This window comes from Roseibium sp. (assembly GCF_039982295.1).
Taxonomy (GTDB): domain Bacteria; phylum Pseudomonadota; class Alphaproteobacteria; order Rhizobiales; family Stappiaceae; genus Roseibium.
In genome coordinates this window covers 20279-30487 of sequence record NZ_JBDWYP010000012.1, presented here as the reverse complement: position 1 = coordinate 30487, position 10209 = coordinate 20279, and the positions used below count along the sequence as shown (strand labels likewise).

Here is a 10209-nt window from a genome sequence, read left to right as displayed (position 1 = left end):
CGCTTGCCGGTGCGCGCAACGCCCCAGTGATGCGCCACGCTCTCATCAACCCAGACCGTGACATCCCCGCGCTGGCGCAGACTTTCGGTGTACTCGGGCCAGTTCGTCACACGATGCCTGGACTTCGCAAACTTGTGGCGGCGCGACGCGTGGTGTTTGAACGGCATTCACAAAACTTCAGAAGGGAAACAACGTCGAGCACGTAGGGCACAAATCGGATTAATGCAACAACGCCACTTGTTATTTGGTTTTGGTCGGTCGCGGCGAATGCAACGCGCGAAATGCCGGCCAAACCGGTTCACCCAGTTGCGAATTGTTTCCCGGCTGACACCAATGCCCCGCTCCGCCAGGAGATCTTCAACATCGGCCGTACTCAACGCAAAGCGATGATACGCCCAAACCGCGTAGGAAATGATCGACCTGGGAAAACGGAAGCCCTTAAGGCGCGGAAAATCAGAACTCTGAATCATCACAGCGATCTACCAGTTCTCAGACACGTCAACAACTTGGCAATCCCCAACAGGGCTGTAGTGCGCAACCCACTGTTGTTCTGTGTGTGTTTTTGGTTATATTGAATACATATGAGATGAGAGGTGAAGTGTCATGTCCCGAACGACCACGATGACCGTCCGCCTTGGTGGAGCATTGAGTGACTTCGTGTCGGCTAACGTAGGCGATGACGGGTCCTATGAGAATGTCAGCGAGTACATCCGTGACCTGATCCGGCGTGACAAGGAGAGGGCAGAGCAGGACGCCTTCAATCGGCTGAAGGGCGAGCTGACCCACGCATTCGCAGCCCCCGAGGAGACGTATCAACCACTGACTGCTGCCGAGGTGATCGCGCGGAACCGGGCCTGATCCGATGCCCGCTATCCGTATACAGGAAGGGGCGTCCCATCGCCTTGATGATATCTACCGCTACACTCGTGAAAGCTGGGGAGATGATCAAGCCGAGAAATATGTCACCGGTTTGTTCGCGGCGTTCGACAGGATCTGTGCCCACGGTGTCGCATCAAAACCTATCCCGGCCGAATTCGGCGTTGAGGGGTTTTTCTTTCGCTACGAAAGCCATTTCGTCTACTGGCGACATCTCTCGAATGGCGACATCGGGATCGTGACTATCCTGCATGAGCGCATGCATCAGATCGACCGGTTCCGGGATGATTTTGGTTTAGGCTGATCGGTTGTTTTTCCAATGATCGTCAGATTCGCACCGAACCTGTCACGTTTTGATGCCGCCCCAGGGGCGTTGTCACGTTAAATTTGGCAGGCTGAGAAGGGCCGGACGTTCCGGGATTTTCAGGCGATGCAGGCCGCGATTTTCCATGCGTCTGATTTCCTCGGGATACATCACTGGCTTGAATCCTTCCCCGGATCTCGATTCATGTCTTTCATTGGACGCGCGCCACTGGTTGCCTGCACACTGGCGGCATGCAGAGCCTTCGACACCCTGTCTTTCTGACGCGCATCGATCCGCACCGGAACATGGCCCGGTTCTATGCGTTGTCGGTCGAGCCGACCCTGTTCGGCGATTATGCCGTCCAACGGACGTGGGGGCGCCTTGGCACCTCGGGGCGGTCACGGTCGGATTTCTTTCCCGACCTGGTTTCCGCATGCGCCCGCAAGGCACAACTGGTGCGCAGAAAATGCAAGCGCGGGTATGTCGAAGACTGACATCAGGAAACATCGCCGGTGGCCCCGTCCTCTGCCGTGATTTCACGCGGCTCTGCGTTGACCCTTGTGACGGCCTTCACAAAATTCCCCAGGCCCTGTATCTGCCGCGGCCGGTGAGCTCGCGCGGCAGCGCCGGGCCGAGCTGGCGGATCATGTGGTCGACGGCGGCGGCGGTGACGCCGAGCTCCTGGCGGGCCATTGGAATGGTCACCAGCGGCCGGGACAGGAACATCCGGGCAAAGTCGGGCAGCCTGGAATGGCTTCGGCAGGACCGGCAATGGCGGTCCAGCTGCTCCTTTGCGATCGACAGCCGGTCGAGCTGATCCATGGTGTCCCGGGCGGCGGTTTCAAAGCCGGTCAGGAGGCCGGAGATCCGTGTCTGGAACGGATTCTTGCCGCGCCAGCGGAACGGCGATTTTCGCAAGGCCACGGACAGGGGTGGCAGATGGGAGGTCGTCACCTGCGATTTCAGGAAGGTGGCGGATAACAGTCGGCCGAGTTCCGGCCAGCTGTCCAGCGGCTGCAGCAGCTGCCAGGCATCGAGCAAAGTGACCGCCGTCAGAACGGGAGGCAGTGTCAATGTTCTGGCCTCGTTCAAGATGGCCAGCCAGGCGTCCAGGCGGTCGCGCCGATCAGGTGTCTCCGGGTCCGGTGCCGCGCGCACCAGTGCATTCCGATCTGTGGAGGACTGCGGGGCCGGAATGGTTCCTTCAGCAAGCTGCCGGGAGCGTTGCAGAACGGCGTCAATCTCGGCAAGAAGGTTTTCTTCCCTGTCCGCGTCGTCTTGCGCATGTGTCGAGATCGCTGGCTCCCCTCCCCTCCCCTCCCCCGCACGGCTGCCCCTGGCAGTCCCCTCCTCAAGACTGTCCGCCTGCCGGCCGATCAGGGTCACAATGGCGTTGCGGCTGAGGACAGTTTCCGGGGGCTGCCGGTCGATCCGTCGGCGCAGTGCCAGGAGCCTGGCGGCCCGGGTCAGCTCATGGGTCGGGGCGCGCCTGTCGGTGCCGGCGTCATGCAGGACCAGGTCCTCCAGATGCACCAGATCGCCGTCGAGGGCCATGGACGCACAGGTGTCGAACAGCTGCGCGCGGCTGCGCACGCCGTCGGCAAGGTCGCCCGTGCGCGCCAGCCGTTCATCCGCCCGCGTCAACGCACGGCTGGTGCGATCAAGCGGATCGGCCAGATGGGTCCAGTCCAGTGATTTCAGAGACCGGCGGAGATCGTAAGCCATTGACATTGTGAAAGGATAATCACGTAACGAAAATAAACAAGCAGAAAACTATCACTACATGTACAGGCGTTGGGAGTGTGTTATAACTTGTGATAATTACCTATTATCAATGGTTAGATGTTTTGGACCCCGCGCGCTAAAAATTGGGCCATGACACACGTCACGAGAGCCGTTGCAGAGCGCTCTCAAGTGCGCGCCAGTCGGAGAATTGTTAATTTATCGATGGTCAGCCAGCATATGCGCAAAACTTGCCGGCTTTCTCGAATGCGTGATAAACTCAGACAGTCAAAGCACAGGAACCTCCGGCCCATGCCAGAACCGCAACTTTCCATCCGCTCTGCCAAGGCTCGCCAACTTGCTCATGCTCTGGCGCGCCGCACCGGCCAAACCATGAGTCATCTCGTAGAGCAGGCGCTGGAGCATTATGACAGGGAGCTGCGGCAGAAAAACCATGGCCATCCGATCGATGCGGTCTGGGACCTGGCTTGCGAGGACCGGCAGGGTGTCAAGGCGGGCACCACCGGCGAACATGGCGAGCTTTATGATGAGGCCGGGCTGCCCAGATGATCGCCGTGGATACGTCTGCCATTTTAGCCATAGCACTCGGTGAACCGGAAGAAGAGCGGTTCAAAGACGTTTTGCGCCACAATGACCTGGTGATCGGCTGGCCAACCCTGTTCGAGACGCGAATTGTCCTGGCCGCAAAAGGGTTCTCGAAAGCCGAGATCATTGTCGCCCGGCTCTGCGAAGCACCGAATGTCACACCGGTTGCCTTCGACGCAAAGCATTATCAGTCCGCCCAGGCTGCCTATGACACCTTTGGCAAGGGCCGGCATCCCGCCGCACTCAACATGGGCGATTGTTTTGCCTACGCGGTGGCCGCGATCAGCAAGGCGCCCCTTCTCTTCAAGGGGGACGACTTCTCGAAAACGGACCTGAACTGTCATTCGGCATCGCCATGTACGGATCCGGCCTAATGAAGGATACGGCCATGCCGGGAGCTTTCGCCCGCAACCGTTCTCTCGCGGGAGAGACCGATGCGCTGGAACAGCGCGTGGAAAATCTCGACGCGCTTTCCGCCATCCTTCCCTCGCTTGCCGGTGCGAACCGGGCCGACCAGCTGGCGCATCTGCTGACCGACGACGACATCGACACCCTGCGGCACTTGGCCAGGGAAGGCATGGGCGAGAATTCCTTGCGCGCCCTCACCTCGGATCTCTCCTATCTGGAAGCCTGGTGCATGGCCGTGACGGGCCAAGAACTGCCCTGGCCGGCACCCGTTCCGCTGATCCTGAAGTTCATCGCCCATCACCTGTGGGATCCGGAGAAGAAGAAATCCGACCCGGCGCACGGGATGCCCGAAGATGTTGCCGGAACACTTGAAGACCAAAGACTTCTGCGAACTCAAAAAAACACGGAGGGCTTCCGGCCCCCGCATGCGCCGGCGACTGTCCAGAGGCGCCTGGCCACCTGGTCGACACTGCACCGCTGGCGCGGGGTTGAGGCGCACTTCAGCGCGCCCGACGTGCGCTCCGCCCTGCGCCTTGCCATTCGCGTGGCCGATCGGCCGAAAGCCCGGAAAAGCCGCAAGGCGGTGACCGCGGATCTTCTGGAGCAGCTTCTGGCGACCTGCGAGGGTACCGACTATGCCGCGCCCTCCCTTGTCGATCTGCGCGACAAGGCGCTGCTGCTGATCGGCTTCGCTTCCGGCGGTCGGCGCCGCTCAGAACTTTCCGGCATGCGCCTCGGCCAGATTGTTTGGGAAGATCCCCTGCCCGCGGATCCGGCCGATCCTGCCAGCCCCCTGCTGCCGGCGGCCAGCCTGCGGCTCGGTCGCACAAAGACGGAAGATGCTTCAGAAGAGAATTCGGTGCTGCTCATCGGCCGGCCGGTCGAGGCGCTCAAAGCCTGGTTGGAGGCGGCTGGAATCGCGGACGGCGCCGTGTTCCGGGCGATCGACCGCTGGGGCAACGTCAAGACGCGCGGTCTCACGCCCCAGTCGGTCAATACGATCGTCAAGGCCCGCTGTATCCGCGCCGGGCTCGACCCTGATGACTTCAGTGCCCATGGCTTGCGCTCCGGCTTCCTGACCGAGGCGGCGAACCGCGACATCCCAATCCAGGATGCCATGCAGCAGTCCCGCCACCGCTCCCTCGCCCAAGCCTCGTCCTATTACAACGATGCGGGGCGAAGCCGCAGACGGTCGGCTCGGATGCTCGGATGAGCGGATACAGATGTGTGATTGCGATGCGACTTGACTAGGAAACTATAGGCCGGTGCTTTGCATGCGTCGGGGACGAGACAGATATGCGGGCGCACACTTTCCACACGGCCCAGCAATCAAGAGGAACCTTGTCAGGCTTCCTTTGCTGCTTTCAAGTCTTCCGTATCCCTCAAGCCAGTGAGAACCAAGGCTTCATGGTCCGGAAATTCCACCGACAGCTTCAGCTTTCCGCCCATTGCCTCAACGTAGCTTCGCAACGTTGACAGCATCAGATCGCTCCGCTTTTCCATCTGCGCAACAGTGGCTTGCCGAATTCCCAGCGTCTTTGCGAGTTGCACTTGTGTGAGCTCTTTTGCTTTTCGAAGCTCTCGGAGCGTTAAATATTCAGCGTGAAGCTGTTTCGCTTGTTCTTCGATGCGGGCGCGCCGGTTAGCGTCAAGCCGCGCAATCTTGTCCTTCAAGGAAATGCTCATAATTTATTGCCTTTTTTATCCGCCAAGTGGGCATCAAACCGCTCGTCTGCCTTGGTGATTAGCTGCTTGTAGAAGCGCTTTTCATTTACGCCTGTCTTGTCACCGGCCGTAAGCAAAATTGCCTTGCGCTCGGGATCGAAGGCAAAGGCAACGCGCCAGACACCATCATCGGCATTGCACCTTAGTTCTTTCATGTTCGCATGTTTTGAAGCGTTCAACGTGTCAACATGTGGTCGGCCAAGATTTGGGCCTTCAAGTTCCAACAGTCTAGCTTTGACCAAGATCACGTCTTGCACGGCATCCGAGAGCGCGTCGAATTCCATCTCAAAGTTCGCAACAAACTCAACTTTCCAACTCATGTCACATCCAAATATAAGCTTAGCACTATATAGCTTTCAAGCTATTTTCAATTCTTGCTCGATTTCTTTTTGAGCATCAGTTCCGCTAACACGTGGGTCGTGGGTGAAGTTAGAATATACGATTCAGGATGCCATGCAGCAGTCCCGTCACCGGACCCTCGCGCTGCCGAAATGCCCAGAAACTTAGGCCGTCGCATCAGCGACGCAATAATACGGCTGTGACCGCAGTCACACGCGGACAGCATCGCATGACCCATATTAGGACAAGTGGCGCTTGCAGAAAGCGAATGCGACGCCAAAGAAACCAGATCCGATGCAAGAGCGTTTGAAGGCTCTTTGGCTGACGGTTTTATGTCCGCGAAAGGGTGCAATTCGATGACTGATCAAGCTATCTCAACTCAGTGCTACACCACGTCCCACAGTAAGACCTTCCGCATGCCTATGGCCCCTGGGATCCGGCAGCTGAAATCATTTTTATCAAATCTTCGCAAACGGCAGATCTACCGCGATTTGTTGAGCGAACCCGATAGCCGCCTGGCAGACATTGGCCTATCCCGCGAAAAGATTGTTGCAGCGCTGAGATCGGCCGGCGGAAATGCTCCCCGACTAAAACCGCAGGCAAGGGTGCTTCAGCCCGGCACTTGGAGCTGAGCGCTCCTTTTCAGGATCCCATCTGTGCTGAACCGGAAACATCGGTTCAGCACACCTACGCAAAGTGGGCGTTTCGCAACTTTTGCCTTCTGGCAGGGTTTTCCCGTTATGGGGGGGGGCGATTTTCAGGTTTCGTTAACTTTTTCAATTCCGAAGAGCAACCGTGGCCGCCAAGCCAACCGCGCGGGCTTCGCTTCGCGGCGCGAAGGCTCCGCTCAGCCCGCGATAACCACAAAAGTTACACCACCCGACGGGACACTGCCGTTTGCTCCCGCAGGGCGGGTTTTGCGCCAAGTAAAAAGGTCAAGGGAAACTGGCGCTTCGGATCGTGCCCGCGGCAAAGGCTCAAGCCCGCCGGCTCGGCGCGAGAGCGTGGTAAAGTCCGGAACGGCCAGTTCCAGCTTCATCAGCTGGAACAGCGAGCGGACGAACCCCAGTAATGTCTCTGAGTTTGCCGCAGGGGCAAATGGAAAACGATCCGGAGCTCCAGACAAACCGCGATCGCCAGCTCGGAGTATGTCCTTGGCCGGCGACGCTTGCCGGTGCGCGCCACCCCCAGTCATGCGCCACGCTCTCATCAACCCAGACCGTGACATCCCCACGCCGGCGCAGACTTTCCGTATACTCGGGCCAGTTCGTCACACGATGCTTGGACTTCGCAAACTTGTGGCGACGGGAGGCGTGGTGTTTGAACGGCATTCACGAAACTTCTGAAGGGACAACGCCGAGCAGGTAGGCCACAAATCGGATTAATGCAACAACGCCGCTCAGCCGGTCCGGGTCGTCTTGTTCCAAAACATCGGACGGCCGCTGATGAAACTCCCCGATCGTGCCGAACGAGCCGATGCTCCAGCCTGCGTCGATATCCTGCAGCTGTTGCCGCAACACGTGATGGAGGTCTTCACTCATCAGGTCATCTGCCGTTCATTCAGGGTCTATTTATTGTCGGGCCGGATGGTGTTTGGCTCCGGGCGCTGCTTTACGGAACACGGAACGATCGTAGGCCGTTCCGCAAGATGGATCACACGGGTATCGATGCCATATACCTTTTCGATCACGCCGCTGTTGAAGGCTTGGCCGGGAGTGCTGTCGCAAACGAGCCTTCCTCCTTCCAGAAGCAGCAGCCGGTCGCACCAGCGTCCCGCCAGGGTCAAGTCGTGCAGGGATACGCAGACGAGCCGCCCCGTGCGGGCGATGGACTGAAAGGTCTCCATCAATCCGATCTGATGGGCAGGATCCAGACCGTTGATCGGCTCGTCGGCCAGAATTGCCGGTGCCCCTTGCGCCAGCATGCGCGCAACCAGCACCCGGGCCTGCTCGCCGCCGGACAGCGTGTCAAACGGTCGGTCGGCAAAGTCCAGGACATCCATTTGACTCATGGCGTCTTCGGCCGCGTCCCGGTCTGCTCTGGAAGGGCCAGCAAACTGGCCGTGATGGGGCAGGCGGCCAAGCAACACGACCTCCCGGCAGGGAATGGCCCAGTGTAGGGTAGGTTCTTGCGGCATGTAGGCGATCAGCCGCGCCCGCGCCGCCGCAGCCGTTTTGTTGACCGGATGATCGTTCCAGTCCGCTTTTCCGAGATGGGATTGAAGCCCGGCCATTGCGCGCAGAAGGGTTGATTTTCCGGCCCCGTTCGGGCCGATGATGCCGACCAGTTCGCCCGCTTTGGCCTTGAACGACACATCGTCCAGAACCGTGCCGGTGCGGAGGGCAACGCTGAGATCAGCGGCAGAAAAGGTGATCATGCGCTCCGCCTCCGCAAGGACAACAGGAGCCAGAGAAAGAACGGCGCACCGAGAATGGCGGTGACCACGCCGAGCTTCAGGTCTCGCTCCGGCATGATCACACGCACCAGAATATCGGCAGCCAGCAAAAAAACGGCTCCGCCTAAGGCGCTTGCTGGAAGCAACCGGCTCGGCCTCTGGCCGACCAGCGGACGCAGGAGGTGCGGCACAATCAGGCCGACAAACCCGATCGCGCCGCTGACCGCCGTGGCAGCACCAACGCCGATGGCCGTTCCGAATATGGCAAGCAGCCGCGTCCGATTGATCGAAACCCCGAGGCTTTGCGCCACGTCCGCGCCGAGGCTGAGTGCATCGAGCGCGCGGCCGGTCAGAAACAGAAGGCCGCCGCCGACGAGGATGAAGGGCAATGCGAGCCCGACATGCACCATGCTTCGGTCTGCGAGTGAGCCAAGCATCCAGAAGACGATTTCCATAGCTGCAAACGGATTGGTTGACAGGTTCAGGGTGAGCGAGGTCAGGGCTGCGGCCAGCGACGACAGGGCCACGCCTGCCAGAACAATCGTCAGGATGTCGCCGGTCCGTCCGACCAAGGTCTGGAGCACAAAAACCGCGATCAAGGCACCGGTGAGCGCGGCCAGGGGCAAGGCATAGGGATGAAACGCGGTCAACCCGCCATAGATTGCCAGAACCGCACCGAGCGAGGCCGATGCCGATATTCCGAGCGATCCCGGTTCTGCGAGCGGATTGCGCAAAAACCCTTGAAGTACCGCCCCGGAGAGCCCGAGGATCGCACCGATAAAAAGAGCCAGCAGGGCCCGTGGCAGGCGGATTTCAGCAAGTATGACCGCCTCTGCAATGCCCGGATGCACCCAGGCATCGATCAGCAAAGCCGGGGGGATCCAGACCTGGCCCAGACCGAGCGACAGGACGAACAGAACCGCCATCGCCAGTGCGAGGCTTCCCAAGAGGACGGAAAAACGGAGCTCCATGATCCTCATCCGGCCGGCTTTCCACGGACCGCCTCTTGTAGACGCTTGATAGCCCCTACGGTGAGGGGAGTGCCGCAAATCCAGTAGCGTGTATCAGCAGAAAGCCGCCGCTCTTCGCCGAAGCGCGCGTCGAGCGCGGGATGGGTGAGGACCGCGGCGGACCGGGACGGATTTGTCCTGTGCCTGTTCCAGATCATCAGATAGTCCGGATTGGCCAGCACAAGGACTTCCAGCGGAAGCCGTGTTGTTCCCGCAATCCCGATTTCATCGCCGAGATGCCGGAAGCCGGCTTTGCCAACGATGTCGTTTTCAAGCGTTCCAGCCCCGGAGGTGTAGCTGTTGGTCCCGAAAGACCCCAACACCGGCCGGTCCGGCGCGTGTTCCCTGCTGAGTAGAGACACTTCCGTCCTCATTTGAGCTATCAACCGTTCAGCTGCCTCAAGGTTGCCGAGCAAGGCCCCCATACGGTGAGTGTTGGCGGAAATATCCTCGAAGCTGGTGGCCGGATCGAATTCTTCGACCGGTTTTCCGAGCCGTTTTAGAAGGTTGACCGTTGCCCTGGCCGTATATTTTCCGGCGACCACCAAGTCGGGGTCCATGCGGAAAACTTCTTCCGCAAGGCCATGGTTGATCATTAGCTGGTTTGCTTCCGCGCCCATCAGCGAAATGGTTTTGTCCGCCGCCAGGTGCGACACCGAAATCAACTGCCCGGGCCTTGCCAGAAGCATGGCCAACTGGTCGGTGCACAGATTGAGGGACACCACTCTTTCCGGCGTATCCTGACTTGCTACCAGCCCCGATAATGAGGCTGCCAGCAAGGACACGGAAAGCACGATGATGCGGACAGGAGACAAGAGCATATG

General features: G+C 59.6%; 14 protein-coding genes and 1 pseudogene. 6 read left to right on the top strand and 9 right to left on the bottom strand.

Going from position 1 to position 10209, the window contains the following annotated elements; all coding sequences use genetic code 11:
- Positions 1 to 233 precede the first annotated feature (233 nt).
- Positions 234 to 470: pseudogene (locus tag ABJZ52_RS02245) on the bottom strand (IS6 family transposase); the annotation flags it as partial.
- Between the two features lie 133 nt (positions 471 to 603).
- Between ABJZ52_RS02245 and ABJZ52_RS02240 the strand changes: the two are divergent.
- From ABJZ52_RS02240 to ABJZ52_RS02230, 3 genes are all read left to right on the top strand, one after another.
- The gene (locus tag ABJZ52_RS02240) at positions 604 to 858 is read left to right on the top strand and encodes a transcriptional regulator (RefSeq protein ID WP_348135781.1); all 255 of its coding nucleotides are present in this window, start codon (positions 604 to 606) and stop codon (positions 856 to 858) included.
- Positions 859 to 862: 4 nt separating this feature from the next.
- The gene (locus ABJZ52_RS02235; protein ID WP_348135783.1) at positions 863 to 1180 is read left to right on the top strand and encodes a type II toxin-antitoxin system RelE/ParE family toxin; all 318 of its coding nucleotides are present in this window, start codon (positions 863 to 865) and stop codon (positions 1178 to 1180) included.
- A gap of 251 nt (positions 1181 to 1431) precedes the next feature.
- Positions 1432 to 1674 (top strand): WGR domain-containing protein, encoded by a 243-nt coding sequence (locus ABJZ52_RS02230; protein ID WP_348135784.1) that lies wholly within the window; start codon positions 1432 to 1434, stop codon positions 1672 to 1674.
- Positions 1675 to 1750: 76 nt separating this feature from the next.
- Here ABJZ52_RS02230 and ABJZ52_RS02225 read toward each other — a convergent pair whose 3' ends face one another.
- Entirely contained in the window at positions 1751 to 2905 is a 1155-nt protein-coding gene (locus ABJZ52_RS02225; protein WP_348199841.1) for an RHE_PE00001 family protein, read from the bottom strand.
- Between the two features lie 309 nt (positions 2906 to 3214).
- On the opposite strand from ABJZ52_RS02225, the gene ABJZ52_RS02220 reads away from it, so the two are divergent.
- The 3 genes from ABJZ52_RS02220 to ABJZ52_RS02210 are packed head-to-tail and all read left to right on the top strand — an operon-like array spanning position 3215 to position 5129.
- Positions 3215 to 3472, top strand: coding sequence for a type II toxin-antitoxin system VapB family antitoxin (locus ABJZ52_RS02220; RefSeq protein ID WP_348184814.1), 258 nt, complete (start codon positions 3215 to 3217; stop codon positions 3470 to 3472).
- Positions 3469 to 3882, top strand: coding sequence for a type II toxin-antitoxin system VapC family toxin (locus ABJZ52_RS02215; protein ID WP_348184816.1), 414 nt, complete (start codon positions 3469 to 3471; stop codon positions 3880 to 3882). The genes ABJZ52_RS02220 and ABJZ52_RS02215 overlap by 4 nt, the downstream gene beginning before the upstream one ends.
- A complete protein-coding gene (locus ABJZ52_RS02210; protein WP_348184818.1) occupies positions 3882 to 5129 on the top strand; it encodes a site-specific integrase in 1248 nt (415 codons plus the stop codon). Before ABJZ52_RS02215 ends, ABJZ52_RS02210 begins: the two co-directional genes overlap by 1 nt.
- A gap of 131 nt (positions 5130 to 5260) precedes the next feature.
- On the opposite strand, the gene ABJZ52_RS02205 is transcribed toward ABJZ52_RS02210, so the two are convergent.
- From ABJZ52_RS02205 to ABJZ52_RS02175, 7 genes are all read right to left on the bottom strand, one after another.
- Complete coding sequence (locus ABJZ52_RS02205; RefSeq protein ID WP_348184820.1) at positions 5261 to 5602, bottom strand: XRE family transcriptional regulator; 342 nt, start codon at positions 5600 to 5602, stop codon at positions 5261 to 5263.
- Positions 5599 to 5925: a type II toxin-antitoxin system RelE/ParE family toxin gene (locus ABJZ52_RS02200; RefSeq protein ID WP_348184822.1), complete on the bottom strand. Its 327-nt coding sequence runs from the start codon at positions 5923 to 5925 to the stop codon at positions 5599 to 5601. Before ABJZ52_RS02200 ends, ABJZ52_RS02205 begins: the two co-directional genes overlap by 4 nt.
- Before the next feature lie 1032 nt (positions 5926 to 6957).
- The gene (locus ABJZ52_RS02195) at positions 6958 to 7311 is read right to left on the bottom strand and encodes a hypothetical protein (protein ID WP_348184824.1); all 354 of its coding nucleotides are present in this window, start codon (positions 7309 to 7311) and stop codon (positions 6958 to 6960) included.
- Positions 7312 to 7521, bottom strand: coding sequence for a hypothetical protein (locus tag ABJZ52_RS02190; RefSeq protein WP_348184826.1), 210 nt, complete (start codon positions 7519 to 7521; stop codon positions 7312 to 7314).
- Positions 7522 to 7547: 26 nt separating this feature from the next.
- Positions 7548 to 8357 (bottom strand): ABC transporter ATP-binding protein, encoded by an 810-nt coding sequence (locus ABJZ52_RS02185; RefSeq protein ID WP_348184828.1) that lies wholly within the window; start codon positions 8355 to 8357, stop codon positions 7548 to 7550.
- Positions 8354 to 9346, bottom strand: a complete 993-nt coding sequence (locus ABJZ52_RS02180; protein WP_348184830.1) for an iron ABC transporter permease — start codon at positions 9344 to 9346, stop codon at positions 8354 to 8356. Before ABJZ52_RS02180 ends, ABJZ52_RS02185 begins: the two co-directional genes overlap by 4 nt.
- A 5-nt stretch (positions 9347 to 9351) precedes the next feature.
- The gene (locus tag ABJZ52_RS02175) at positions 9352 to 10206 is read right to left on the bottom strand and encodes an ABC transporter substrate-binding protein (RefSeq protein WP_348184832.1); all 855 of its coding nucleotides are present in this window, start codon (positions 10204 to 10206) and stop codon (positions 9352 to 9354) included.
- Between the last annotated feature and the right edge of the window lie 3 nt (positions 10207 to 10209).

Bases quoted from the DNA above. Each gene is read 5' to 3' on its own strand.
- ABJZ52_RS02175 (WP_348184832.1), bottom strand. From the start codon at position 10,206: ATGCTCTTGTCTCCTGTCCGCATCATCGTGCTTTCCGTGTCCTTGCTG.
- ABJZ52_RS02225 (WP_348199841.1), bottom strand. From the start codon at position 2,905: ATGGCTTACGATCTCCGCCGGTCTCTGAAATCACTGGACTGGACCCAT.
- ABJZ52_RS02180 (WP_348184830.1), bottom strand. From the start codon at position 9,346: ATGGAGCTCCGTTTTTCCGTCCTCTTGGGAAGCCTCGCACTGGCGATG.
- ABJZ52_RS02215 (WP_348184816.1), top strand. From the start codon at position 3,469: ATGATCGCCGTGGATACGTCTGCCATTTTAGCCATAGCACTCGGTGAA.
- ABJZ52_RS02185 (WP_348184828.1), bottom strand. From the start codon at position 8,357: ATGATCACCTTTTCTGCCGCTGATCTCAGCGTTGCCCTCCGCACCGGC.
- ABJZ52_RS02220 (WP_348184814.1), top strand. From the start codon at position 3,215: ATGCCAGAACCGCAACTTTCCATCCGCTCTGCCAAGGCTCGCCAACTT.
- ABJZ52_RS02230 (WP_348135784.1), top strand. From the start codon at position 1,432: ATGCAGAGCCTTCGACACCCTGTCTTTCTGACGCGCATCGATCCGCAC.
- ABJZ52_RS02210 (WP_348184818.1), top strand. From the start codon at position 3,882: ATGAAGGATACGGCCATGCCGGGAGCTTTCGCCCGCAACCGTTCTCTC.
- ABJZ52_RS02205 (WP_348184820.1), bottom strand. From the start codon at position 5,602: ATGAGCATTTCCTTGAAGGACAAGATTGCGCGGCTTGACGCTAACCGG.
- ABJZ52_RS02200 (WP_348184822.1), bottom strand. From the start codon at position 5,925: ATGGAATTCGACGCGCTCTCGGATGCCGTGCAAGACGTGATCTTGGTC.
- ABJZ52_RS02235 (WP_348135783.1), top strand. From the start codon at position 863: ATGCCCGCTATCCGTATACAGGAAGGGGCGTCCCATCGCCTTGATGAT.
- ABJZ52_RS02240 (WP_348135781.1), top strand. From the start codon at position 604: ATGTCCCGAACGACCACGATGACCGTCCGCCTTGGTGGAGCATTGAGT.
- ABJZ52_RS02190 (WP_348184826.1), bottom strand. From the start codon at position 7,521: ATGAGTGAAGACCTCCATCACGTGTTGCGGCAACAGCTGCAGGATATC.
- ABJZ52_RS02195 (WP_348184824.1), bottom strand. From the start codon at position 7,311: ATGCCGTTCAAACACCACGCCTCCCGTCGCCACAAGTTTGCGAAGTCC.